Below are 25,765 nucleotides of genomic sequence, written 5' to 3'. Positions count from 1 at the left end.
AATTTATATTAATGAATTAACTTTCCAGAATCATTAACTAATACTAAATCTTCAGGATATGGCATAAAAAAGGTTTGATCAACTAGATGATTAAGATCAAATCTAATAATATAACTTTTAACTAAGTATAAAGGGACAGAAAATGGTACATATCCATTTTTATATTTATCTATAGTACTCCAAATGAATTGCATTTCATCTGAAGTTATTTTATCGTTAAACTGATCTAAAGATTTTAATAAAACATTAATATTAGATGTATATCGAGGAGCTTTTTCTAATAATCTATGAAGATAAAATTCATATTCTTTAAATAATGTTTCTAAATTTTCAATATTATCTTTATAAATAAGATCATCAAGAGCTCTAGAATATTTTTGACTATATGATAAAAATAATAAACTATTTTTTAAATGAAATTTTCTTAAACTTTCAAAATTAAGAGTGTTTTTTGATATTCTAAAATCACATAATATAAAAATTCTAGCTAAAAAATGCTCACGTATTTTGAAGTTTGTTAATCTCCCATCATCTTCGATAGGAATATATGGGAAGTGTTGCATGACAGCTTCTGCAAAAATCCCCTTGTCTCTTCTTATAGCTCTACCTTTTTCAATAGTGGTATAAACTTTGGCATCTTTAACTCCACAGGATGGAGATTTGCATTTAAATATAAAACCATCTACAAACTCTAATTTATTTATAAATTTTTTGGAGAAGTTTATCATATCGTTTGTTATATATCTATTTTCATTAGGTTGAATTAACTCCTTTTTATTGTCTATTTCAACTATCCTAACAGGATTTCTTGGAGTACTTAAGCCGCATTCTACCTCTGGACAAATTGGAATAACCTCTACATACTTTTTTAGTTTATCTATAAATTCATTTTCTTCTATATTTCCGTTATATTTACAACTTTCAAACCCTAAGCATTTACTTATTACTATAATTGGTTTATCAGTATTTAGCATTAATATCTATCCTTTCTAGTGCTTGTATAAGTATTTTTTGTTTAATCTATATTATTTATACAAAAGAACATTAGAAAGAAAAGAGCACTATAAAATATTTTATAGTGCTGCTAATAAATAAATTATATATTCATTTTATTACATAGAATAATTATAGAGAATGATTTTAATTTAGGAATTTCATTTAATTTAACTTTTTTTAATATATTTAACCCAGCAGTATTATCATTAGCGATAATGTTCCAATATCCAGTTTTTGAAGGTGGTATATATGCATTAACATCATAATCATCAATACTTGTAGCATTATAAATAACAACAGCTTCACCTTTATCAAATTCACTTAGATCAATATGATTTATTATAACCCCACTGCTTTCATTATTAGCAAAAATAAATTTTGCTTTATTTTTTATAATATCTGAATTTCCTATATTAAAATATGGTAAGCTTTTTCTTATAGATATTAATCCTTTAATATAGTTAAATACTTCTATAAATTTATTTTTATCACTCCATTTTATAGAGTTTATTTCATCATTACTTTTGTAACTATTATGATCACCTTGTTTTGTTTTTAATAATTCAGCACCATATTGAATAAATGGAATTCCTTGAGCTGTAAATAGTATTGATAATCCTAATATATTTTGTCTTACATAGGAATTATTAAATGGATAAATGCTTAAATTTTTTCTATAGTTGCCTCTAGCTAGAGCTTGATTTTGACTTTTTTCTATTTGATCCCAAAGGGTATAGTTATCATGGGCATCAGCATAATTTATACTTTCATTTGGGTTTGAAGTTAAGGTATAAATAGAACCTTTTAATCCCTCAATTATATTCCAATTACAAATTGCATTATGCTGATTTCCGTTTATAAATCCATTTGATGGATTATTATCTCCTCTAATTGAATCCCTAAATGTATCATTAAAAACAGAAAAATTTTCATTTCTTTGTGAGCCTTTAAATGTACCATTCATTAAAGGTGAGCTTCCACCCTTCCATGGTTCGCCATAAATCAAAAAGTTTGAATCAAATTTACGAGATTTACGAACTATTTCTTTAGTAGTATTTATATCTAATAATTCCATTAAATCAAAACGAATTCCATCAATTTTATAATTTTTTATCCAATGCATACATGAATCAATTATAAATTTTCTTACCATTGGTCTTTCAGTTGCTAGTTCATTTCCACAACCAGAGCCATTAGTAAATCTTCCAAGATAATCAGTTCTAAAGTAATATCCAGGTACAATGTTATCCATATTCATAGTTCCCATCATATGATTATAGACCATATCCATAACAACTCTTATTCCTTTTTCATGGAATTTCATAATCATTTCTCTTAATTCAATAATTCTTGTTATTGGATTATATGGATTTGTTGAATAACTTCCTTCTGGCACATTAAAGTTTTTAGGATCATATCCCCAGTTTCTATTGTTTGAACTTGGAAAACGTTCATCTACTGACCCAAAATCAAAAACTGGCATTAAATGAACATGGGTTACGCCTAGTTCTATTAAATGATCTAGTCCGGTTTTTACAGTTTTACCAGTATAAACATCTTTGAATACTGTATTTTCCTGTACAGCACCTAAATAAGTACCTTTTAAGCTATCATTTACTCCAGAGCTTTCATCAATTGTAAAGTCTCTAATATGCATTTCATATATAATAGAGTCATCTTTTCTTTTTAATTCAGGAATATTATGATTAATAAATCCATAAGGTTTTGTAAGCTTATCATTTATATCTATTACATACCCTTTATCGCCATTTACGCAAACAGAAGTTGCATAAGGATCTATTGCATATGTTATTTTATCACATATATTTCCATTCATATCTACATCTTTAAAGTATATCTTATATAAATAATACATTTCATTTGCATCATCTTTATTTACAACAGTAGTATACACTCCTGTTTTATAGTCATATATCATAGGGTAACTAATATACTCATCCTCTTCTTTAATATACCATTCCTTATATAGTAACAGTTCAACTTTATAACTAGTTGGAGCCCAAAGTTTAAAAGAAATTGCATTATTTAAATAAACTATTCCCAAGTCTTCTTTTGAATAATAAAATTTATCTAAATAGTTTCTAAATAAAACTTTATATGGTCTATAAGCATTAGATGCAGAAACCAAAAGTAAATCATTTGCACGTATGTGTCTAGGGATATTAGTTATTATTACTTCTTTTCCTCTAATTATAGAAGAGGTACCTTCAATCTTTTCACCATTTAGATATAAGTGAAAATCAAGTCCTAATAAAGGCTCACTTGAAAGATAAACCTTTACTTTATTATGGTCGTCTATAACTGCAAATTTTATATTTGTTTGATTTGCTATTATTGCTGATTTTAGAGAAGTATATCTTCGTGGATCTCCATATATTATATATACGTCTTTGTATAGTCCTTTTAAATCATAAGTATTAGTTTGCTCAGCCCAATAGTTTATCCAGTTATTTCCCCATTGTTTTTTTCTAATAATTAAATAATCTTCTTTCACATATGATGCAAAGCCGTAATCTGTATTGAAATTAAAATCGCTTTCTTCACCAGAACAATTTTCTCCAAATAACCAACAATTCCAAATGTAATCATGACCTTGATAATTATTATCTTCTAAATAGAAATGTACTAATGTACCAACATATTTATTATCTTCCACTATTATTTTCTTTGTTGCAATTAAATCTTTATCAATAGCTTTTCCACAAATAATTATTTCAGTACCTTCTGGTATATTATTATTTACGATTAAATATCCATTTTCAATTTTTGCTCCATCAATTTCATCTTCTAAATACCATGTCATTTCTGGTAGTGACATTCTTCCGTATAATCCTGTACACACACCTATTAGCTCAACAGGTCTTTTGTAAGTCACTATATTATTTGATGAGTAAATTTTTAATGTATCATTTACCTTTTCCCACATGAAACTAAAGCTGTTTTTTTCACTTCCTTCCGAATCTATCCATATTTCATTTCCGTTACAATCAATTAATATATATTTATATCTATACTTTCCGGGTTTAAGCCCATTTGGAAATTTAATTTCTTTTATCATTTTTAAGGAGCCATCATTTGTATCTACTTGCCAGTTTAATTTATATGCTTCAGATTTTTCCCAAGCATTAAAATCTCCAACAACATATGCATAAATACAGCCATCATATTTTGCTGTGAATCGTATTGTGTTAGATATAGGACATAAATCTACAGAATAAATACCCTTATCATTATTATTTATTTCAAATTTCTCAATAAAATCTGTACTTTTCATATAAACACCCCGCCATATAATTCTAGCCTAAAATTAAATTTATAATACATCAAAAGCAAGAAAATAATATATATTTAACCATAGTATACATTTATTGTAACATTTTTTTGAGCATTTTTCATATTAAAAATCACAAAAAAAACAAGATAAGACACTAAAGGAAGTGTTTATCTTGTTTTATTTTAAAAAAGTTTTTTTAGAAATTTAAGGAAAATACGTTTATCTTTAATTTCTATATCCATAATTTCATTTTTTATTTTATCTAGAGAATATTTAAAGTCATGTTCATAAAAAAGGTTTATTATGTCATCATTATTACATAAAGCCGCATAATGAATAGCCATTAAATTTCTATCATCTTTTATATAAAGATTAGCACCTTCTTCTATAAGCAAACTACATAAATCAATATTGTGTTCTAAAACAGCATAAAATAAAGCAGTTTTACCATCCTTATCTCTATAGTCAATATTAGAAACCTTTATAAGGCTTTTTACCACTTTATAATCATTATTTTGTGTTGCTTTAATAATATCACTTGTTTTCAATTTAAACACTTTTAAACATTCCTTTAATTATTTAATATATTTTATTTACTCAACTTGAGTCAATAATCTTCTCATTACATCTTTAAGCTTATTATATCCTAGCTCTTCGTTAGCCATTACCAAAACAGCTTTTATATCATTATCAGAAGGTTCCCACTTATAAGCTTTAAAATCTATTATAGAGTCCTCTGGTAGGTATTCTTCAAGTTCAAAACCTAATTCCTCTGTAGATGCCATATATTCATCAAATAAAGCATCTTCATCTAACTCATTAATATCAACACTTTCTTCTATTTCTTCATTTAATGTATCGATGCTTACACTTAAATTAAAAGCAACTATATCTTCTCTTTTAGAGCCTTTACTCATATCTTTTACAACTTTAAATTCAGTATTTTCTTCAATTATATTTTTTATATCCTTACTATCTAAAACTCTATTTCCAAATGCAATATACATTATTATGTTTCCTCCTGGGTTTTAATTTACCTTCTACAAAAATCAAGTTGATTTTGTAGAAGGTATTAAATTTAAAAATCTTATTTATAATTTAACAAAATAAATGATAAATATCAACAACAAATGTTAATATTATCATTAATAAAAGTATAACCTGTATTTAGTGCAAGTTTATTTAGGTCATAATATTTAGGTTTTCCATGTAGCTTAATAGAATTTATTAGTGAATCTAGAGGAACTAAATTAGTTAAGTTAATTAAACTTCCTAATAAAATCATATTAGCTAGTGATTTATTTCCTATGCTAGTAGCAATATCATCACAAGGAACTTTTATTATTTTAACATCATCTCTATTAGTATTTATAGTAACTAAATTACTATCTATAATTAGTAACCCATCTTTTTTTAAATATGATTGAAATTTTTCTAATGAGGGATTATTCATTATTATAATAGCATCAGCATGAGTTATTATTGGGGATGCTACTTCATCCTTACCCAATATCACAGAACAGTTAGATGTACCACCTCTCATTTCTGGTCCATAAGAAGGCAACCATGAAACGTTTAAATTATTGTCCATAGCTGAATAGGCTAAGAATTTACTCATAGTTTGTATACCTTGACCACCAAATCCAGCAAAAATGATTTTATACATAGGATTTATTTACCTCCCCTATTAAATATTTTTTTTTATTCCTAAAGGATAAAAAGGAATCATATTATCAGTTTGCCATTTCATTGAATCTATAGGGGTTAGCCCCCAATTGGTTGGACAAATAGAAAGAACCTCTATAAATGAAAATCCTTTTTTGCTTATTGAGTTTTGAAAGGCTTTTTTTATTGCCTTTTTAGTTTTATTTATATTTGCTATACTATTTATTGCAGTTCTTTCTACATAGCAAACTCCATCAATAACTGATATTATTTCTGACATTTTTAATGGATTTCCTTGTGTTTTAACATCTCTTCCATAAGGGCTTGTTTCTGTAATTTGCCCAGGAAGAGATGTTGGCGCCATTTGTCCTCCTGTCATGCCATAAATACAATTATTAACAAATATTGTTACTATGTTTTCACCTCTTGCGGCAGCATGGATTATTTCAGCGATTCCTATAGCAGCTAAATCACCATCTCCTTGGTAGGTAAATACTACTTTGTCAGGATTAGCTCTCTTTATTCCTGTTGCAACGGCAGGAGCTCGTCCGTGAGCTGCCTCAAAAACATCACATGCAAAATAATTATATGCAAGAACGGAACAACCAACAGGTGCAACTGCAATGCTTATATCTAAAATATTTAATTCTTCGAGTGCTTCGCCAATTAATTTATGAATTATTCCATGTCCACACCCAGGACAATAATGTGTTTTTACATCTATTAAGCCTTTAGTTGGTGAATAAATTTTATTCATTTAGTACTCCCCCAATTACAATTAATATAATTTATTATTTCTTCTGGAGTAGGAACTATTCCACCTGTTCGACCGTAGAAGTTTACGTTACATTTCCCATTTACAGCTAATTGTACATCTTCAACCATTTGACCACAGGACATTTCAATGCACAAAAATCCATTTTTTGTTTTAGCAACTGTATTTCTTATTGTTTCAGTTGGAAATGGCCATAATGTAATTGGGCGGATTAAACCTAGATTTAGTCCAAGTTCCTTGGCTTCTTTAATAACTGTTTTACATATTCGTGATGTTGTTCCATAAGCTATTAGTATTAAATCGCAAATTTCATCACAATTATATAATTCAACTTTAACTTCTTTTTCTTCTATAATACTATAAGTCTTTTGAAGTTCAGTGTTTAAGTTTTCAAGCTCTAAAGGATCTAAATAAAGAGAATTTATTATATTATGAGATTTTCTTCCCTTTAAACCATTAGCCTTCCATGATTTTTCAGGAAGAGGTCTTTTAACTCTTTCCTTAAATTCTATTGGTTCCATTATTTGGCCTAGCATACCATCAGCCATAACCATAACTGGAGTTCTATAAATATCTGCTACATCAAAGGCTTCTTGAATTAAATCATAAATTTCTTGCACGCTATTTGGAGCATAAACAGGAATATTAAAATCACCATGACTTAAACCTTTAGTTACTTGAAAATAATCACTTTGAGCAGGCTGAATTCCTCCTAACCCTGGACCACCTCTAACAACATCAATAATTACGCATGGTAACCTTGCACCAACTAAGTAGGATATTCCTTCAGACATTAAGCTTATACCAGGACTAGAAGATGAAGTCATACATCTTACACCAGTTCCTGCTGCTCCATATATCATATTGATTGCAGCTATTTCACTTTCTGCTTGTAAAAAAACACGCCTTCTATTAGGCATTTCTTTGGATAAGTAAGCTAAAACTTCGGTTTGAGGAGTTATGGGATATCCAAAGAAGCATTTGCAGCCAGCTTTTAAAGCAGCTTCACCTATAACTTCATTACCTTTCATAAGAAACTTTTCACTCATTGCTATCTATCCTCCTAATTTTTCTCTATACTTATAGCAGAATCTGGACAAACTTTAGCACAACAAGAACAACCAATGCACATATTTTTATTTTCTTCTGATATTATTGGAGTATAGTAACCACTTTCGTTAACTTTTTTATTCATATCAATTATTTTTTGGGGACAAAAATTAACACAAAGCTCACAACCTTTGCATCTATCTTTTCTAAAAGTAACGTTAAACATTAAATAACCTCCTATATAATTAATCCCATGGAAATTTTACTTTTCTAGTAATTTCAAAAATATCAACAGTGATAAGGTTTTCAACGGATGGTATAAATTCTTTTAAGCAAAGTAAATATGAATAACTTATATTTAATGCTTGTGAAATTAATTTAGATTGAGAATCTCCGTAAATAATGTCAGTTATTCTAGTGTTTGAACCATAATGAGTATTAGAAACTATATCTGTTACCTTCATATTACATAAATTTTCAAATGCTTTTATTTGATAAATAGAATTATTATAGTTTTTAGTTTGAGGTCTTGCGGTATTAAAAATATAATACATTTTATAGTTATCTTTTAATTGGTTTTTTAATTGAATTAGAGCTTTAACTCCATCAAGGTCTCCTCCAACGTCTATAATAATAGAATCAAAATTAGATTTTAAACAAGTAATTATATTAAAAGGCATTATCATAAGTTCAGCGTTATTTAACTTGGGGTTTGGTGCTATAACTGTAATATTATATAAAGATGTGAGCATTTCGATATATTCTCTAGAACAAAAATAAGGATTAACAATATCTATGTCAATAAGAGCTGTCTTTTTGTTTGAAAGGGATTCTTTAATTGCTAAATTAATGGAAAATTCTGTTTTGCCGCTTCCTAAATTTCCTGTAACTATATGAATTGTACTCATAAATCACCTCACCTTATAAAAATAGTTAAGACAAAATATGTTTATATATAATATTATATGCTTAAGTTTTTATAGTGTATTTTTACATGTTTTTTATGTTGATAATACATTGTGGTAATTTTTATCTAATTAAATAAATAGTACCATTATTATTAAAAATATTAGATTTAATATATAAAAAAACACAGAATGTAATAATTTTACATTCTGTGTTTTTAAATTTTAGGCTCTTATAACTCGTTTTAATGATATATTTATTGTTTGATAAAGAATAAATCCACCAATTGTATTTATTATTAAAGCTGGAATTACTATAGTAACAAATAGTATTGAAAATTTAGCAGGTAATCCAACTATATATTGAGCTGATAGTAAAAAGGTACTTCCGCTTATTAATGTTCCAAGTGGAAAACTGATTAATACTAATAAGTTTTTCTTAATACTTTCATTAATTTTTATAGAATCTGTTATTTTATTTATAGATAGTAAAATAACATACATTAAATTTACAGTAACTATCTTATCTATCATATTAGGAAGCTGACCGCCAGGAAATTTAGTTGTTAATGCAGTAAATACACCTGTGATTATTGCAGCAATTATTGAGGCTTTATAATCATTGTTATTAATTATCATTATTATAAAAAGCATGGCTAATGCAAAATCCGGTTGCATTGGTAACCCTAGAGCTGGAGTAATTTGATGTAATATAGCACCTATAGCTAAAAGAAGAGCGTTAATAACCATTTTTTTTGTATTCATATTTCTTTTCATTTTTATTCCTCCTGAATTTAAATAATAATTATGAGTTTTAAATTTTATATTTGATTTAGCTATTGTTCATACCATATTAATCACCTCCTTAAATATTGATTTATTATTATAAATAAAAAAACTCCGTCCTATAATATAGGACGGAGTAAATAATCCGCGGTACCACCTAATTTATGAAAAATAAATAATAAATTTCATCACTTAAAACCAAGTACTATCATACTTGTCCTACTATAACGTGTAGGTTACGGTTTCCGGTACTAAGATATCTTTTCCCTTTACTTCTCTAAGGCCCATTCATATAAAGTCTTCTTGTTAAGATCTCACCATCCTTAACTCTCTTTAATAAAGCTACAATATACTACTATCCCTTGTCTAAGAATTTAAATTTCTTTTATTAATAATATAATATCCATAAATTAGGTAAAAGTCAACATTATTTTTTTATATTATTAATTGTTATATTTGATACTTGTGGAAATAAGTTTTCATAAAATTTATCAAAACCATCATCTTCTAATAATACTTCTTGTTTATCATCAACATAAAATTTATTCATAGTGCTAATTACTAAGTCAAACTTTTTAAGATTATTTTCTTCAAGTAATACTGTATAAAGATAAGCTAAATGATTTTGCATATATGCTTGAATAGTATTCATGTCCTCTTCAGAAATTTTACCATCTTTATATAAGTCTTTTATAGGACCGTTCTTTAATGCAAAGTAAGATGATGCTTTTGCTATATTTGCTATATATTCTTGTGGTTTTTGGTTATTCATATGGTGTATTTCCTTTCATTCGTAAAATAATTAGATTTTCATATAAAATATTTTATATTACTATTAATTTACTTACAATAGTTTTAGTGTATAAAAGCTTTATTTAAAAGTTTAAATTTTCTTCTATTTCTTTTATATGATTTTCTATTATATATTTAAACCAAAAAGTATAATTGTCAGGATTAGTTTTAAGATCAACTTTTATATTATCTAAGGATATCCATTTATAATCTTCAACTTCTAAAGGATTTATTGATATTTCATTAGAGTATCTACCAAAGTATACATGATCAAATTCATGTTCAATAAGATCATTATCGAACTTTATATAGTATATAAAAGAAAATACTTCTTTTAAATCACAAGAAAATCCCATTTCTTCTTGTAATCTTCTTACAGCTGCATCATCAGTATTTTCATCTTTATTTGGGTGTGTACAACAAGTATTTGTCCAAAGACCTGGAGAGTGATACTTTCCACTATATCTTTTTTGTAATAACAGTTCATTCTTTTCATTAAAAACAAATATTGATAAAGCTCTATGAAGTAGTCCTTTTATATGAGCATCCATCTTTTCTATATGCCCTACTTCATTGTCGTTTTTATCAACACAAATTATAATTTCCTTCATTTAAAAATCTCCTTAATAATTTTTTAAAATAAATAGATTTATAGGATTTAGTATATTTAGATAAAATAAGCGTCGTTAAAAATTTACGACGCTTATTTTAAAATATTTATAAATATTTTATCTTCTTTTAAGCAATTTATACAAACCAATAAATCCTATTAAAGCTCCTACTCCAGCCATAATAACAACTTTAGAATCAATGTTTTTTATTTTATCCATAAATAAATCAGAATATCCACATGCACATTCTGAATCACTATCTATAGATTCATTATAATCATCATCTAAATAATCAAAATTATTATCAGTGTTATTATCATCACAATTATATTTATAAAGATTAATATATTCTTCTTCACAATTATCTGAATCCTTATAATATGATCTTTGAGTAATAGCAGGAACTTTTATTTTTTTTGTAGCTGCATCTAATTTTTTGCTTAAGTTTATTCCTATACTTTGGTACATAAGTATCACCTCAACCTTAGTATAATCACTTTTTTAAAACTTAATTCAAAATTATAATTTTTCTATTTCTTTTATTTCATTTATATATGTTTCATTGGTGCTATCAGCATCATGTACTATATATAAATAACTCAAAGCATCATCATATTGTTTTAATGCTTTATAGCACATTGCAATACCAAAGTAAACATCTATGGTTCCTTCTTGTAAATCGATTGCTTTTTCATAATTTATTAGTGAGTTAGTGTATTCTCCAATATTAAAGTAATATTGAGCTAATCCAATATAGGCTCTACCTATATTTTCATCAATATTTATAGCTTTATTAAAGTATTTTAATGCTTCATCATTATTATTAAAGTATTTTAAATTAATCCATCCTAGATTAACTAATATATATGCAGTATCATTACTATCTAGTACATTTGAATTTAAAATATTTTCTCCTAATTTAATAGCTTCTGAGTATTTATTTAAATTAATATTTATATCAATTAAGTAAGCAGTAACAAAAAAGCTATTTGGATTTTCTAATTTTAAGCTTTCAAATATAGATTTACTTTCTTCAAATTTATTTAAATAAAATAAAGATTCACCTAATAAACTTTTAGTATATGTACTGTTAGTACAATTATTAGATAATGCCTTTTCTAATATATTTACAGCTTTATCAAATTCATCTAATGACATATAGCAATCAGCAATATAAGCATAGAAATCTGAGTTGTTACTTTCTTTTAGTGCATTTAATGAAAAGTCTAGAGCTAATTCAACATCTTCATTCATTAAATCATTATATTTTTCTAAAAACTCTTTATTTAATTCCATTAGAGTACCTCTTCTTATTAAATTTTAGTAAACATTATTAAATTTATTCAAATAACCTTAGTATTTCATCTTTTGATAATTCAAAAATATTATTAATATCTAGAGAATTATTATCTAGAATTTTATTTATTAATTGTTTTTTCTCATTTTGTAACTTAATAACTTTTTCTTCAACTGTATCCTTAGCTATAAGCTTTATAACTTCAACAATATTTTTTTGTCCTATTCTATGAGCTCTATCGCTAGCCTGTGCTTCAACAGATGGATTCCACCATGGATCAAAGTGTATAACAATATCTGCACTTTGTAGATTCAATCCAGTACCTCCAGCTTTTAAGCTTATTAGAAATATAGGTATATCACTTTCATTAAATTTGATTACCTCTTCACTTCTTTTCTTCTGTGACAGTGTACCATCTAAATAACAATATTTCAAACCTTCTATTTCCAATCGCCTTTTTATATTACTTAAAACAGATGTAAATTGAGAAAAAACTAGTATTTTATGGCCTTCATCATTTGCCTGATTTAATATTTCTATTAGAGCATCTATTTTACCACTATTTCCTTCATAGTTATCTAAAACAACACTTGGATCAAGTGCTACTTGTCTTAGTTTTGTTATATATGATAGTACTTCTATTTTCCCATTTGAAAACTCATCATCACGTATTTTTTTTTCAATTAAATCAATAACTTTATTATTATAAATACTATATATTTTTTGTTGAGACTTAGGAAGTTCTACTTCAATAATTTTTTCAATTTTAGCTGGAAGTTCTTTAAGAACATCTTTTTTTAATCTTCTTAATATAAAAGGTTTTATCAAATTCTTAAATTCTGTTGATAATTCATTATTATCCATAAAACGTCTATAATACTTTACTATAAAAGTATCTCTATCAAATAAGTATCCAGGCATTATAAAATCAAATATAGACCATAACTCTAATAAGGAATTTTCTATTGGAGTCCCTGTAAGGGCAAATCTACTTTTACATTTAAGCTTCTTTACATATACTGCATTTTGAGATGAGTAATTCTTTATATTTTGAGCTTCATCTAATATGATACAATTAAAATCAATATTTAAATATGCTTCTATATCATTTTTAAATGTTGAATAAGTAGTTATTAGAACATCCAAATTATCAATATTATTAAGTAGTTTCTTTCTATCATCCTTATGACCTGTAACTAGTTTTACATTCAATTCAGGAGCAAATTTACTAAACTCTTGTTTCCAGTTTAATACTAATGAAGAGGGCGCAATAATTAATGATGGTTTATCTTTAATAGAGGCTATAAAGGCAATAGTTTGTATAGTTTTACCTAATCCCATTTCGTCACCTAATATTCCACCAAAACCTAGTTCGTATAAAGTTTTTAAAAAACAGTATCCTGTATATTGATATTTTCTAAGTTCTCCAATAAATTCTTTTGGAATATCATATTTTAACTTATTAATATTATTAAATTGGGTCTTTAGAGTTCTTAAATAACCTAGACCTTTTAAAAACTTAATGTTATTTTCTTTTATAAATTCATTTGCATATAATCCTTTGCTTTTATGAAAATCAATAGTGTTATTTTCTATATCATTACAAGAATTAAGGTTATCTATTAGTTTTAAAAAGTTATTCAATTCTATTGATTCTAGATCAAGATAATCTCCATTTTCAAGTTTATAATATTTTAAATTATCTCTAAAAGCTCTTAAAATATTGCTTATTTCAAAAGCAGGTATATCTTTTATATCAAATTTTAATTCAAAATAGTCATATTTTCCTGCAGATATATTTCCTATTATGCCTTTAGAATCTATTTTACGAATACCTTTAAAATTCTCTGAATAATAAACTTCACCAAACTTTTGAAGTTCATGAATTTTGTTTTTAAAGAAATTATATATGTAATCATCACCTAATGTTAAATAATATTTATTGTTAATATAATCAAAGCCAAGAGCTTTTAAAGCAGACATAATTTCTTGCTCTTTATTAAAATCCCTATATATTATTTTTTCATCAAATTCATTAAATATATTGAATTCATATTTATCATATTGAACTTTTAATGTCATTAATACAAAGTTATTTTCTCTATCAAAATAAAAGTTAAACTTGGGTTTAGCTAAAACAACTTTATTTTTGATATTTGAAGATAATATTAAATTATCACTTATATTATTAAGTGTTGGTATAAGTTCTTTTAACACTCTTTCTTCTTCAGTTTTAGGAATAATAACTTTATTATCTTTTTTGAAAATTTCGTAATATGGTTTTATTTTATTAATAAAGTTTTTTTGTGGTAGATATACAGTAGCACCATTAAATAAGATATTATAATTGTTGTTTAAAATCATAGGCAGATCAGACATAAGTTGTAGCTTATACTCTTTATCTATATATTCTAAATTCATTTCTATATATGGATTATCAATTACAATCTCACAATCAACAGGTCTACTATAGAAGCCTTCATTAAAATAAGTACGGTGATCTTTTATAGTATAAAAAAAATCCTTTATTAGAAATTTAGGTGGATATATGTATTTTCCTTCTATTAATCTATCATTTGATTTTAGATATTTAGGTTTATTACCTTCCATTTCATAAAGTTCATAAATAAAATCAATTAAAGCAATGTCCTTGCTAGAGAAATACTGCTTATTCATATCAAAGGTAAAGTCATTGCTATATTTTAATGTTATATTATTTTCGTAATAAACTAAAAATTGTCTTATATCTCTAATTATATTTAGTTTATTAGATGAAGTGTTTTTTAAACCAATTTTAAATTCTATAGAAAGTTGTCCTTTATAATCTATTTTATTTAAATAGATTTCTATTTTTAACTCTTCTTTATTTCTATCTTTAAGAAGAACATCTAAAACATTTGAATTTTTATTAGTGTACATATTCCCTCTCCTTTACAATTTTTTATTATATCATAGATAAATAAGTATTTAGAAGTATCATAAATGTAAAAAAAGCTATGCTTTTAACAGAGCACAGCTTTTATGTTATTTATTTTCAATTTTATCTAATTTTTTATTATATAAAAACATATATAATGATACAGCAAATATAATTATATAACCAATTACACTTAAGTAATCTGGTAAAACACCAAACATAACTATACTTATTATTGCTGAGAATATGATATTGCTATAATCAAATATAGATATTTCTTTTGCTTTAGCATATTTATATGCAATAGTAATACCAAACTGACCAATACTAGCAAAGATACCTGCTAGAATTAAGTAAATAAACTGAATTAGGGACATTTCCTTATATACCATTAACATAAATGGTAATATTACTATTGTAGAGAAGAATGAGAAATAGAATACTATAGTATAATATTTTTCTTTACCTCCTAATACCCTTAAACAAGTATAAGCCGCTGCTGCACATATAGCACCACAGACCCCTATAAGAGATGGAATTATATCTAAATTAAATTGTGGCTTTATTATAAATAAGGCTCCTATAAAAGCAACTAGAATAGCTAGTCCTTGTTTTAGGTTTATTTTTTCTTTTAAGAAAATAGCACAGAATATTATAACAAAAAATGGACTTAATTTATTTAACATATTTGCATCTGATAATACTAATTTATCTATTGCATAAAAGTTAAATACTATTCCTAATGTACCAAATAGTGAGCGTAAAATTAGAGTTTTTTGATTTTCCAACTTTCCAAAGAAGCTTTCTTTATTAATAAGTATTAATATAAATGCAATCATACAAGATGTTATATTTCTAAAGAATGTTTTTTGAAATGAAGGTAAATCACCTGAAAGCTTAACGAATGCAGACATCATTGCAAAGCCGAATGCAGACATTATTATAAATAAAACACCTTTTGTTCTATTACTTAACTTTATATTTTTCATATATCCTCCTAAATTATTTTTTCTTTTATAGCTTACCATAAATAATAATTATCATCTATATGTAATTATCATTTGTATAATGTTTAAATATGCTATATATAACTATTATATAATAATTTACTTTAAAATAAAAAAGACCTATAATAATAGATCTTTTTTATTCTAATCTAGAATTTTATATTGGAAACTTGTCTAACCATATTTAATTCACTTTCAGATTCAACTTGAACTAATGTCTCATTCCAATCTTTATCAAATGCTATTTTAAATACCTCTACATCACTTTTATTGTTTACTGGAGCCATTGCAACATATTCAGTTTTATTAATTAATTTTTGCTCTAATATAGCATATTCAACTTTATTTCCAGATTCATCAGTAAATTTCATAGTCTTTTCAGTCATATGTAATCTCTCCTTATAAAATTAATACTATTAGTATTATAAAAAGAAGAGGAAATTATTACAGTTTTTAATAAAAATATGTTTAAAGAACACGTGTTCTTTTGTGATGAAAGTATCATTTTGTTATTAAATTAATAATAAAATATATATAAAATTGAAAAAATATTTATTATCATACTATTTCACTTTTGTTACAATAAATGTGCTTATCAATAATTATGCCAGAATCCATAGATACAATTTTATTTGAAACAAGCTTAGCAAATTCCATATCATGTGTAATTATAAGCATAGACATACCATTTTTACTTAAACTTTTAATTAAGTTTGCAATATCTTTAGTTAAAGATGGATCTAAGGCTGAAGTTGGCTCATCAAAGCACATTAACTTTGGATTTAATGCTAAGGCTCTACCTATAGCTACTCTTTGCTTTTGGCCTCCTGATAATTCACAAGGGTAATTATTAGCTTTGTCTTTTAAACCTAAAAATGATAGAATTTCTTTTGCATTATTAATAGCATTTCCCTTTTTTTCACCTAATACTCTTATAGGAGCTTCAATAATATTTTCTATAACAGACTTATGAGGAAAAAGGTTAAAATTTTGAAAAACAAGGCCAATATTTTTTCTAATATCATTAATTGATTTTTTATCAGCATATTTTCCATCTTTAAAGAATAATTTCCCATCAATCTCAATACTACCTTCTTCACATTTTTCTAAGCCAGTTATTGATCTAAGTAAAGTTGTTTTACCTCCTCCTGATGGACCTACTATTACAGTAATTTCTCCTTCATTAATATCTAAATTTATACCTTTCAATACAGTAGTATCACCAAATGATTTTTTTAACCCTCTAACCTTTAGCATAATTTCACCTCTTAATTATAGTATTGATATTTTTTTTCAAGCTTGTCTAATAATTTAGTTAGTATTCCTATAAGAATTAAATAAACTACTCCAATAACTATTAATGGTAATAAAGATGAATCTCTATTACATGCTATCTTACCTACTCTTAATAGCTCATCTAATCCTATAACATATACTAAAGCAGTATCTTTTACTAATGTTACTACTTCGTTTGCTACTGGAGGTAATACTCTTTTAAATGCCTGTGGAAGTATTATTCTAAAGAATGTATCTTTTTTTGATAATCCTAATACGTGAGAAGCTTCATATTGACCGAATTCAATAGAAGATATTCCAGATCTAAATATTTCTCCAAAATAAGCACCATAGTTTAAGGTAAATGCAATTATAGCAGCTGGAAATCTATCAATTACAATATTTAAACTAGGAAGTCCAAAAAATATAAATACTATTTGTAAAAGAAGAGGAGTTCCTCTCATTATTAAAACATAAAAACTTGTTAATTTATTAATAACCTTTATTTTTGATAATCTACCTAATGCTATTATAATTCCTAAAGGAATGGATAATATTAAAGTTAAAATAAATAGTTCAAGTGTTACCTTTAACCCTTCAAGAATTTGAGGTAATAAAGTAAAAATGTAATTTAAAAGTGTATTAATTTCAGCCATTATATTTTCCAAGTTAGTTACTCCTCTCTTTTAATTATTGAACTTTAATAGTAATATCTTCACCAAACCATTTTTCAGATATTTTTTTCAATGTACCATCTAGTTGCATTTCATTATAAGCATTATTAAAAGCATCTACCATTTCTATATCACCTTTTCTAATACCAACACCATATTCTTCTTCACCAAAGTTATCAGACAATATTTTAAATTTATCATCCCCTTTTAAACTTATATAGTATCTTATAAGGATTTCGTCTGCTACTACAGCATCAATTCTACCAGCTTCTAAATCCATTAATGCTTGATTATTATCTTCAAAAGTAACAGCGTTTCCACCATTAAAGTTATTATATAAATCGTCTTCTTTTTCCATTGCAGTAACAGCTGACGACTCACTTTGTGCACCAACTTTTTTACCGTATAAGTCCGACTTTGAATTAATATTACTATCAGATAGTGTTACTATTACTTGTTTGTTTTTTAAATATGGAACTGAAAAATCAACTTTATTTTTTCTTTCATTTGTGATTGTATATCCATTCCATATTAAATCTATATTTCCAGCTTTTAATTCTGATTCTTTCATAGTCCAGTCAATTGGTTGAAAAACAATTTCTTTATTTAACCTTTTACCTAATTCTTTTGCTAAATCAACATCGAATCCAGTTATTTCACCACTTTCATCTTTAAATCCCATTGGAGCAAATGCATCATCCATACCAACTATAAGTGTATCTTTTTTTAAAGTACCTTCTGAAGATGCGTTTGAGCAGCTAACAGTAGATATTGATAGAGATAAAAGACTTACCCCTAAAGCTATTTTTTTTATTAATTTACAGTAATTCATAAATATATCCCCCTTATATAAAAATATACAAATACTTTCCTTGTTTAACACTTTATCACATTAAAGTGTTAAAATCAATACTTTTCCAATATTTTTATAAAAAAAGAACAATGAATAATATACTCATTGTTCTTGAAGTTTTAATTTAATATTTCTGTTAAATATTTTCTAAGTTCAATATCTAAAGAATTATCTCTTAAATATAATAATTTACTGTTTATTTCTTCGTCTTTATTATGTAAAGAATAAAAACTTAATGCAGCTTTAAGTCTTAAGTCTTCAGCTACTGAAGATAAATCAAATTCACCTTTTTCATTCTTTAAAATTAAAGATAAGTCTAATACTTCATCGCTAAGAGCAACAGCTTTTAGAAATATTAATTGTTCTCTTGTAAATGTACCTACGTTATTAATTATACTTAATGTAATATCATATGCAGATTCAATATTGTTATCGTAAATATATTTTTTAAAATATATTTCTAGTGTTTTTAAAACTTTTGCATTATTTTTAACTTGTGATAAAAATCCTAATGTTGAAATTATATTCTCTTCACTAAAGTTTTCCATTATATAAATAATAGAATCTATAATTTTGTTTTCTTCAATGCCTTTAGCAGCCATTTTACATAATAAATTTACAGCTTTTATACTGTTGCTTGATTTATCGTTAGAAATCTTTAATAATTCATCAACACTATTTTCATTAAATGAATATAGTATAGTTAATACAGCATTTTTTACAGCATTTGGCCATGCACCTAAACCATTATATCTTCCCTTTAAAGCAGTTGGTTTAGAAATTCCACCATACAAATATTCTGTTAATGCTGTTATATTTTCTATGCCTATTGCTTTGGCAGCTTCTTTTGCATATATCTCCATAGAATCAAAGTTTTGAGACTTATCAACCACTTTTAATATTTCACCAGTTATTAATGTTTTTAATTCTTCTGGTGTAAGCTCTGCCATGTTATGAAACTCTTCAATATTATCTATTACAAAATTATAATTAAAACTATCATTTTCAGTATTTGTAACAGTATTATTTTCTTCTTCTTTTATTTCTTTTATCTCTAAAGCATCCTCTAAATCTATATTATCTTCATTATCTTTTTTTCGCTTGAAAAAATCAAATATCCCCATTTATACTACCTCCTAATTCTAGTTCACTTACTACATCTATAGACGATTCTTTCAATAATTGTGCTGTCAATCCCATCCCTTTAATTTTAGTTCCATCAAAATTACCATCATATATATAATTAACACCACATGATGGACTACCCTCTTTTAATATTGCCTTTGTTATGTTAAGTTTTTTAGCAATCTTTAATGTTTCTTGTGCGCCTTTAATAAATTGTGGTGTTACGTTTTTACCGTTTTTATCAATTACTAATCCATTATTATTTAATATATCTAAGGACTTACCTAGAATTTCACTTGGTATTCTTGGTGTAGGCAGTCCCCCTAATTGTTCCGGACAAACCAATATTGCTTTTCCAGAAGCAAATAAATTATCACATATTTCATTATAATTGTTTAAACCATTGTATTTACAATTTACTCCACACAAACATGCGCTTATTAAATACATAAAACCCCTCCTTAGTATGCTTTAATTATAGCATACTAGGAAAGGGTTTCAAATGAATTTAATTTATTAATTTAGCTCTATTTTAATTCTACAATCGTTACTCCGTCTCCACCTTCTCCATATACACCAAGTCTATATGATTTTACGTGAGGATGTCTTTTTAACATATCGTTAATGGCCTTTCTTAAAATACCTGTTCCTTTACCGTGAACTATTGTAACTTCACCTAAATTTCCTAAGTATGCTTCATCTAAATATTTATCTGTTCTATAACAAGCTTCTTCAGAATCCATTCCTCTTAAATCAATTCTACTATCCACAGATTTCATATTTAGTTTAACTTCTCTTTTTTTCTTTTCCTTTTTCTTTGGTTCTTCTGGAACTTTTCTTAAATCTTTTAATTTAACATTAATTTTCATTATTCCAGCTTCTACTTGAACTTCTCCTTTATTATCTGGAGTTGATACAATTATTACTCTTTGATTTAAAGAAGGTAAAAATGCTTCCATACCAAGAGTAACTTTAGTAATTATTTCACCAGTGTTTTCTCTTGATTTAACCATAGCAGCTTCTTTTTCTTCAAGACTAGCTTTAAGTTTACGTCTTTCTTCTTCTAATCTATTTCTACCACCTGAAGCTATTCCCATCTTTTCTAATTCACGCATTGCTTTAACAATTTCATCAGCTTCATCTTTTGCATTAGAAATAATTTGTTTAGCTTCCTGACGTGCTTCATCATAAACTTTATCTCTAACAGTATCTAATTTCTTTAGCTTTTCATCATATTTCTTTTTTAAATTTTCAGCCTCATCTTTGATTCTCTTGGCTTCTCTTGCATCACGATTAGCAATTATACTTTTTTCCTGAAGATCTCTAATTAAATCCTCAAACTGTAGATTTTCTTCAGACATAAAATCTTTAGCTTTAATTATAACATCGTCACTTAAACCAAGTCTTTTTGATATTTCAAAAGCATTAGATTTACCAGGAACACCTATTAATAACCTATAGGTAGGTCTTAATGTTTCTACATCAAATTCAACAGATGCATTTTCAACCCCAGGAGTTTTTAATGCATATCCTTTTAATTCACTATAATGTGTTGTTGCTATAATTCTAGATCCTCTTTTATTTAAAGTTTCTATAATTGCAACGGCCAATGCAGCACCTTCAGTAGGATCAGTTCCAGAACCTAATTCATCAAATAATACTAGTGAATCAAAAGAAGCTTCTTCTAAAATTGATACTATATTAGTCATATGTGATGAGAAAGTTGATAGCGATTGTTCTATACTTTGTTCGTCCCCTATATCTGCAAAGATATCTCTAAAGAACCCAATTGATGAACTATCTTTAGCTGGGATTAGTAATCCACTTAATCCCATTAAATGTAGTAGGCCTACAGTTTTTAATGTTACAGTTTTACCACCAGTATTAGGTCCTGTAATCATTAAGGTATTAAAATCCTTGCCTAAATAAATATCAGAAGGAACAACTACTTTAGGATCTATTAATGGATGTTTTCCTCCTAATATATCAAAGCTTCTATCATTTCTAACATTAGGCTTTATTGCATTTAGTGAAGATGCATATTTACCTTTAGCAAATATAAAGTCTAATTCCCTTAAAATATTAGAATTACTTCTTAAAATATCAATATTATCATGAACTTTTTCAGAAAGCTCACTTAGTATTCTTTCTATTTCAGCTTTTTCTTTAAGCATCAACTCTTTAATTTCATTATTTAAATTAACTAAACTTATTGGCTCTATAAAAAGAGTTGCACCAGTAGAACTTTGGTCATGTACAAGCCCAGGTACAGCCCCTTTATATTCTGCTTTAACTGGTATTACATATCTATCTCCTCTCATTGTATAAAGAGAATCTTGTAAGTATTTTGAATTTGATCTAACAATTGAGTTAATTTTTTCTCTAACAGAAGAATTCTTTTCTTTTAAGCTTCTTCTTATATTATATAAAGTGCCACTGGCTTTGTCGCTTATTTCATCTTCTGAAATAATTGCAGAGTCAATTTCATTTTCAAGATTTTTTAGAGGAACTAAAATAGATGATAAATCTTCAAGATGTCTATAGCCAACTTCCTCTTCTTTTCTTGAAATATATTCTTTAAACCTTCTAGAGCATCTAAGCATAGCTCCAATCTTCATTAATTGTCCAGGATTTAATGTTCCACCCTTACCCGCTCTTTCAAGTTCTTCTTTAGTTTCATGTAATCCCTCAAAAGGAGGTGTGCCCTTCTTTATTAGTATATCTAAAGCCTCATTAGTTTCTTCTAATTTATTTTCAACTTCATAAATAGACTTATATGGAGAAAGAGCATCAATGAGCTCTTTTCCACCACTAGTTACAGCATAGCTTCTAAGTTTATTTTTTACTTTATTAAACTCTAAAATTCGTAAAGTTCTTTCCTTCATAAATTTCTCCTATATAAACGCTATTTTTTTATATCTTTTGATAGTTTTTGATTATTAATAATTAAGAAAATTGCTACTACACCACTTACAATTAATATTGAAATATTAATAATATTTTCATAATAATGAGTTTTCCCAATAAAAGAAGAAATTAAAATTAACATTTCACAAACTAATATAGCAAGTAGAATTATACTAGTTTTCCAATTTCCTTTTACTTTTGATGTTGTTTCAAGCTTTTCGTTATAAGATAAGCTTTTAAACCAATCTGTTTTTAATATAGATGACGATTTTCGCATTTGAAAAATACCAAATACAAATACAGCAATTAACACCAAAACATTTAATATTTTCATTATTGCCCCCCTACTCTATTCCTCTTCTAAATTGCCCTTTAGTATAATTACTCTTATCATATTCTTCATTATTTTTATACATAGTAATTACTTTCTTTACTTCATCATAACTTTCATCTCTAAAATCAAATCTAAATGTTTTAACTCCAATTTCCTTTAGAGTATTTACTTCATCAAATAAATTTAATGGTACTGGATTTAAAATATAACTTCTACAGAATAAATCAGTCATTACTCTATTTCTTTCATTAACTCTATCTATAAGCGTAAACTTATCTCTAGTACATATTGCATTACATTCCACATTAGTTTTTCTACCACCAAAGGTACTTCCAATTGGACAGTACTCACTAATCATAAGCTCTGGTTTACCATAAATAACATAGGCATTATTACCTTTATTTTTACGTAGTATTTCTTTAATTTCTGATCTATTTAATTCCATACTTAATGTTGGAATTGCAATTTCTCTTTGATAAAACTCTAAACTTTGAGAGTTCATTATATTAAGCTTATAATCACCAATAATTAAAAGAGAATCTTTATATACATTAATTAATCCTATATTAGATGTTATTATTCCTTTTATATAAGGTTTTACTTTATCTATAAATTTACATACTTTATCAAATTCACCTTTTATTATAGAAGATGTTTTAATATATAGATTTATTTCACCATTTACCTTTTCAAATGTATCAATTATATCAGAAGCTCTAAGTGCACCTAATTCTCTACTAAATATATCAAATGCTATATCTTTTACATTAGAATCTAATAATGCTTTAAGTTGATCTTTTGTTATACAGCTATATATTTCTGGTATTTCAAGAGTATTTCTAATTAAATCAGAATTAGTTTTATCTTCTTTTTTAGGACGTTTTCTTCTAGCTTCTTTACAAATACTTTTAGCAATGCTTTCTAGTGCATCTCTTCTTAAATTATTTAAATCGGCAATACGTAAGAATCCATTTTCAAAATCAGTAAATTCAATTAAGTCTAGTTTATATGGAATTTCACCAGATTTTTTTAATGCTTCTTCAATTCTTTCTTTATCTAAAGGTCTTTTTTCTGCCTTCTGTACAATTTCACCAGTAAAGATATATGCTTTATTATTATGTACTATACTTAATTCTATAGGAGAATCAACAATAAACTTAACTTTTGCATTTAGAGATATTTTTTTATTATAAGGCTTAATATAATTTTCTAACTCATCAAATAATTGCTTATTTAAGCTTTTAAATAATTCATCACCTTTTTTATAATCTATAGGGAATAGTTTAACAACATCACCTCTTTTGGCAGTTGAAACTTCTTTACCATTTAAAAGAATTTTACTTACTGAAAATCCTTTATCTCTATATCTAACACCATCTCCTAGAGCTAAGCTTTCTTTAAGTTTAATTTCACCTGATTTCTCTACTATTCCTAATGGAACACCAGCATTTTTAGGAGAATTAAAACTCATCATATCTTTACCAGTATTACCTTTTAAATATGCATTAGTAAAGCCACTTCTGTTAAATAATTGAAGTAATTGACCTTTAGCCTCCTGTACATTGTATTTTTTCTTAAATAGAACTTTATCTACGGCTTTTCTATAATTATCTACAACTCCAGCTACATATTCTGGTCTTTTCATTCTACCTTCAATTTTTAATGAATGAGTACCACTTTCAACTATGTCATTAACATCATCTATAGTGCACATATCCTTTGGACTTAATAAATGCCCCTTTTGTTCACCAGATTTTTCACCTTTTAATGTGTATTCCATTCTACAAGGTTGTGCACATTTGCCTCTATTACCACTTCTTCCACCTATTATTGAACTCATAAGACATTGTCCAGAGTAGCTAACACAAATTGCTCCGTGGACAAACATTTCGGTTTCTATCATTAAATCTGATGAGATATGCTTAATCTCATCAATTGTCATTTCTCTAGATAAAACTAATCTATGAAAGCCTTTTTCCTTAAAATATATAGCTGCTTCTCCATTATGAATTGTCATTTGTGTTGAAGCATGAAGCTCTAAATCAGGATACTCTTCTTTAATCCTTTTAAAAAGACCTAAATCTTGAATTATAAGAGCATCAGCACCTATTTCATATAAATATCCAACATATCTAACAGCTTCTTCTATTTCATTTTCTTTTAGTATTGTATTTATTGTTACATAAATCTTAACACCATAGCTATGCGCGTAATCAATAGCTTTTTGCATATTTTCATTATCAAAATTTGATGCATAAGCTCTAGCAGAAAATTTGTTCCCACCAAGGTAAACTGCATCTGCTCCTTTATTTATAGCAGCATATAAGCTTTCCATACTTCCTGCTGGTGCAAGAACTTCTATTTTATTCATAAAAATCTCTCCTAAATTTATTAAGTTAATGTAATCTTTTGTTTAAAAGTTATAATGCTATAATTGTTATAGTATAAGCATTATAGCTACTTATTGTTATATCATAATTGTTATTGTTTTTCTATAGTAA

25 protein-coding genes and 1 other annotated feature are annotated in these 25,765 nt (G+C 26.3%); all 25 genes read right to left on the bottom strand.

The features are described from left to right. Positions 1-8 precede the first annotated feature (8 nt). The 25 genes from I4V51_RS08290 to I4V51_RS08170 all read right to left on the bottom strand — a co-directional run bounded on the left by I4V51_RS08290 (position 9) and on the right by I4V51_RS08170 (position 25,635). Positions 9-974 carry a DUF523 and DUF1722 domain-containing protein gene (locus I4V51_RS08290; RefSeq protein ID WP_195987897.1) on the bottom strand — a complete coding sequence of 322 codons (966 nt, stop codon included), beginning with the start codon at positions 972-974 and terminating at the stop codon, positions 9-11. Between the two features lie 122 nt (positions 975-1,096). Beyond that, positions 1,097-4,291 (bottom strand): type I pullulanase, encoded by a 3,195-nt coding sequence (gene pulA / locus I4V51_RS08285; protein ID WP_195987896.1) that lies wholly within the window; start codon positions 4,289-4,291, stop codon positions 1,097-1,099. Between the two features lie 182 nt (positions 4,292-4,473). Next, a complete protein-coding gene (locus I4V51_RS08280) occupies positions 4,474-4,848 on the bottom strand; it encodes an ankyrin repeat domain-containing protein (RefSeq protein WP_195987894.1) in 375 nt (124 codons plus the stop codon). A 36-nt stretch (positions 4,849-4,884) separates the two neighbouring features. Then, positions 4,885-5,298: a hypothetical protein gene (locus I4V51_RS08275; protein ID WP_195987893.1), complete on the bottom strand. Its 414-nt coding sequence runs from the start codon at positions 5,296-5,298 to the stop codon at positions 4,885-4,887. 113 nt (positions 5,299-5,411) lie between these two features. Next, a complete protein-coding gene (locus tag I4V51_RS08270) occupies positions 5,412-5,957 on the bottom strand; it encodes a 2-oxoacid:acceptor oxidoreductase family protein (protein WP_195987891.1) in 546 nt (181 codons plus the stop codon). A gap of 21 nt (positions 5,958-5,978) precedes the next feature. Then, entirely contained in the window at positions 5,979-6,713 is a 735-nt protein-coding gene (locus I4V51_RS08265) for a thiamine pyrophosphate-dependent enzyme (RefSeq protein ID WP_195987890.1), read from the bottom strand. Beyond that, positions 6,710-7,780 carry a 3-methyl-2-oxobutanoate dehydrogenase subunit VorB gene (locus I4V51_RS08260; RefSeq protein WP_195987889.1) on the bottom strand — a complete coding sequence of 357 codons (1,071 nt, stop codon included), beginning with the start codon at positions 7,778-7,780 and terminating at the stop codon, positions 6,710-6,712. The genes I4V51_RS08265 and I4V51_RS08260 overlap by 4 nt, the downstream gene beginning before the upstream one ends. 14 nt (positions 7,781-7,794) lie before the next feature. Then, positions 7,795-8,007 (bottom strand): 4Fe-4S binding protein, encoded by a 213-nt coding sequence (locus I4V51_RS08255; RefSeq protein WP_195987888.1) that lies wholly within the window; start codon positions 8,005-8,007, stop codon positions 7,795-7,797. Between the two features lie 19 nt (positions 8,008-8,026). Beyond that, positions 8,027-8,689, bottom strand: coding sequence for a hypothetical protein (locus I4V51_RS08250; protein ID WP_195987887.1), 663 nt, complete (start codon positions 8,687-8,689; stop codon positions 8,027-8,029). A 222-nt stretch (positions 8,690-8,911) separates the two neighbouring features. Then, a complete protein-coding gene (locus I4V51_RS08245; protein ID WP_195987886.1) occupies positions 8,912-9,463 on the bottom strand; it encodes a tryptophan transporter in 552 nt (183 codons plus the stop codon). Between the two features lie 133 nt (positions 9,464-9,596). Then, positions 9,597-9,850: a binding site (T-box leader), on the bottom strand. Between the two features lie 49 nt (positions 9,851-9,899). Then, positions 9,900-10,244 carry a hypothetical protein gene (locus I4V51_RS08240; RefSeq protein WP_195987885.1) on the bottom strand — a complete coding sequence of 115 codons (345 nt, stop codon included), beginning with the start codon at positions 10,242-10,244 and terminating at the stop codon, positions 9,900-9,902. A 103-nt stretch (positions 10,245-10,347) separates the two neighbouring features. Then, positions 10,348-10,875 (bottom strand): isopentenyl-diphosphate Delta-isomerase, encoded by a 528-nt coding sequence (idi, locus tag I4V51_RS08235; RefSeq protein WP_195987884.1) that lies wholly within the window; start codon positions 10,873-10,875, stop codon positions 10,348-10,350. A 117-nt stretch (positions 10,876-10,992) separates the two neighbouring features. After that, entirely contained in the window at positions 10,993-11,343 is a 351-nt protein-coding gene (locus I4V51_RS08230) for a hypothetical protein (RefSeq protein ID WP_195987883.1), read from the bottom strand. Positions 11,344-11,394: 51 nt separating this feature from the next. After that, the gene (locus tag I4V51_RS08225; RefSeq protein WP_195987881.1) at positions 11,395-12,171 is read right to left on the bottom strand and encodes a tetratricopeptide repeat protein; all 777 of its coding nucleotides are present in this window, start codon (positions 12,169-12,171) and stop codon (positions 11,395-11,397) included. Between the two features lie 43 nt (positions 12,172-12,214). Continuing rightward, positions 12,215-15,091: an SNF2 helicase associated domain-containing protein gene (locus I4V51_RS08220; protein ID WP_195987879.1), complete on the bottom strand. Its 2,877-nt coding sequence runs from the start codon at positions 15,089-15,091 to the stop codon at positions 12,215-12,217. A gap of 105 nt (positions 15,092-15,196) precedes the next feature. Next, positions 15,197-16,078: a DMT family transporter gene (locus tag I4V51_RS08215; protein ID WP_195987877.1), complete on the bottom strand. Its 882-nt coding sequence runs from the start codon at positions 16,076-16,078 to the stop codon at positions 15,197-15,199. Between the two features lie 167 nt (positions 16,079-16,245). Next, positions 16,246-16,482 carry a DUF1292 domain-containing protein gene (locus I4V51_RS08210; RefSeq protein ID WP_195987875.1) on the bottom strand — a complete coding sequence of 79 codons (237 nt, stop codon included), beginning with the start codon at positions 16,480-16,482 and terminating at the stop codon, positions 16,246-16,248. 172 nt (positions 16,483-16,654) lie between these two features. Beyond that, positions 16,655-17,353, bottom strand: coding sequence for an amino acid ABC transporter ATP-binding protein (locus I4V51_RS08205; protein ID WP_195987873.1), 699 nt, complete (start codon positions 17,351-17,353; stop codon positions 16,655-16,657). 11 nt (positions 17,354-17,364) lie between these two features. After that, complete coding sequence (locus I4V51_RS08200; RefSeq protein ID WP_195988037.1) at positions 17,365-18,027, bottom strand: amino acid ABC transporter permease; 663 nt, start codon at positions 18,025-18,027, stop codon at positions 17,365-17,367. A 34-nt stretch (positions 18,028-18,061) separates the two neighbouring features. After that, positions 18,062-18,877 carry an amino acid ABC transporter substrate-binding protein gene (locus tag I4V51_RS08195; protein ID WP_195987871.1) on the bottom strand — a complete coding sequence of 272 codons (816 nt, stop codon included), beginning with the start codon at positions 18,875-18,877 and terminating at the stop codon, positions 18,062-18,064. 140 nt (positions 18,878-19,017) lie between these two features. Further along, positions 19,018-20,022: a hypothetical protein gene (locus tag I4V51_RS08190; RefSeq protein ID WP_195987869.1), complete on the bottom strand. Its 1,005-nt coding sequence runs from the start codon at positions 20,020-20,022 to the stop codon at positions 19,018-19,020. Continuing rightward, entirely contained in the window at positions 20,009-20,473 is a 465-nt protein-coding gene (locus I4V51_RS08185; RefSeq protein WP_195987867.1) for a DUF523 domain-containing protein, read from the bottom strand. The genes I4V51_RS08190 and I4V51_RS08185 overlap by 14 nt, the downstream gene beginning before the upstream one ends. A gap of 77 nt (positions 20,474-20,550) precedes the next feature. Then, a complete protein-coding gene (locus I4V51_RS08180; protein ID WP_195987865.1) occupies positions 20,551-22,908 on the bottom strand; it encodes an endonuclease MutS2 in 2,358 nt (785 codons plus the stop codon). A gap of 20 nt (positions 22,909-22,928) precedes the next feature. Then, positions 22,929-23,264 (bottom strand): hypothetical protein, encoded by a 336-nt coding sequence (locus tag I4V51_RS08175; RefSeq protein ID WP_195987863.1) that lies wholly within the window; start codon positions 23,262-23,264, stop codon positions 22,929-22,931. A 10-nt stretch (positions 23,265-23,274) separates the two neighbouring features. After that, a complete protein-coding gene (locus I4V51_RS08170) occupies positions 23,275-25,635 on the bottom strand; it encodes a U32 family peptidase (protein ID WP_195987861.1) in 2,361 nt (786 codons plus the stop codon). Positions 25,636-25,765: the final 130 nt, after the last annotated feature.

Origin of the sequence: Clostridium sp. D53t1_180928_C8 (assembly GCF_015667795.1) — a bacterium.
Taxonomy (GTDB): Bacteria; Bacillota; Clostridia; order Clostridiales; family Clostridiaceae; genus Clostridium.
This window is presented reverse-complemented; position numbering and strand designations above follow the sequence as displayed.

Bases quoted from the DNA above. Each gene is read 5' to 3' on its own strand.
- I4V51_RS08260 (WP_195987889.1), bottom strand. From the start codon at position 7,780: ATGAGTGAAAAGTTTCTTATGAAAGGTAATGAAGTTATAGGTGAAGCT.
- I4V51_RS08240 (WP_195987885.1), bottom strand. From the start codon at position 10,244: ATGAATAACCAAAAACCACAAGAATATATAGCAAATATAGCAAAAGCA.
- I4V51_RS08230 (WP_195987883.1), bottom strand. From the start codon at position 11,343: ATGTACCAAAGTATAGGAATAAACTTAAGCAAAAAATTAGATGCAGCT.
- I4V51_RS08195 (WP_195987871.1), bottom strand. From the start codon at position 18,877: ATGAATTACTGTAAATTAATAAAAAAAATAGCTTTAGGGGTAAGTCTT.
- I4V51_RS08200 (WP_195988037.1), bottom strand. From the start codon at position 18,027: ATGGCTGAAATTAATACACTTTTAAATTACATTTTTACTTTATTACCT.
- I4V51_RS08265 (WP_195987890.1), bottom strand. From the start codon at position 6,713: ATGAATAAAATTTATTCACCAACTAAAGGCTTAATAGATGTAAAAACA.
- I4V51_RS08205 (WP_195987873.1), bottom strand. From the start codon at position 17,353: ATGCTAAAGGTTAGAGGGTTAAAAAAATCATTTGGTGATACTACTGTA.
- I4V51_RS08255 (WP_195987888.1), bottom strand. From the start codon at position 8,007: ATGTTTAACGTTACTTTTAGAAAAGATAGATGCAAAGGTTGTGAGCTT.
- pulA (WP_195987896.1), bottom strand. From the start codon at position 4,291: ATGAAAAGTACAGATTTTATTGAGAAATTTGAAATAAATAATAATGAT.
- I4V51_RS08210 (WP_195987875.1), bottom strand. From the start codon at position 16,482: ATGACTGAAAAGACTATGAAATTTACTGATGAATCTGGAAATAAAGTT.
- I4V51_RS08215 (WP_195987877.1), bottom strand. From the start codon at position 16,078: ATGAAAAATATAAAGTTAAGTAATAGAACAAAAGGTGTTTTATTTATA.
- I4V51_RS08185 (WP_195987867.1), bottom strand. From the start codon at position 20,473: ATGTATTTAATAAGCGCATGTTTGTGTGGAGTAAATTGTAAATACAAT.
- I4V51_RS08180 (WP_195987865.1), bottom strand. From the start codon at position 22,908: ATGAAGGAAAGAACTTTACGAATTTTAGAGTTTAATAAAGTAAAAAAT.
- I4V51_RS08245 (WP_195987886.1), bottom strand. From the start codon at position 9,463: ATGAAAAGAAATATGAATACAAAAAAAATGGTTATTAACGCTCTTCTT.
- I4V51_RS08190 (WP_195987869.1), bottom strand. From the start codon at position 20,022: ATGGGGATATTTGATTTTTTCAAGCGAAAAAAAGATAATGAAGATAAT.
- I4V51_RS08170 (WP_195987861.1), bottom strand. From the start codon at position 25,635: ATGAATAAAATAGAAGTTCTTGCACCAGCAGGAAGTATGGAAAGCTTA.
- I4V51_RS08275 (WP_195987893.1), bottom strand. From the start codon at position 5,298: ATGTATATTGCATTTGGAAATAGAGTTTTAGATAGTAAGGATATAAAA.
- I4V51_RS08250 (WP_195987887.1), bottom strand. From the start codon at position 8,689: ATGAGTACAATTCATATAGTTACAGGAAATTTAGGAAGCGGCAAAACA.
- I4V51_RS08270 (WP_195987891.1), bottom strand. From the start codon at position 5,957: ATGTATAAAATCATTTTTGCTGGATTTGGTGGTCAAGGTATACAAACT.
- I4V51_RS08290 (WP_195987897.1), bottom strand. From the start codon at position 974: ATGCTAAATACTGATAAACCAATTATAGTAATAAGTAAATGCTTAGGG.
- I4V51_RS08220 (WP_195987879.1), bottom strand. From the start codon at position 15,091: ATGTACACTAATAAAAATTCAAATGTTTTAGATGTTCTTCTTAAAGAT.
- I4V51_RS08175 (WP_195987863.1), bottom strand. From the start codon at position 23,264: ATGAAAATATTAAATGTTTTGGTGTTAATTGCTGTATTTGTATTTGGT.
- I4V51_RS08225 (WP_195987881.1), bottom strand. From the start codon at position 12,171: ATGGAATTAAATAAAGAGTTTTTAGAAAAATATAATGATTTAATGAAT.
- idi (WP_195987884.1), bottom strand. From the start codon at position 10,875: ATGAAGGAAATTATAATTTGTGTTGATAAAAACGACAATGAAGTAGGG.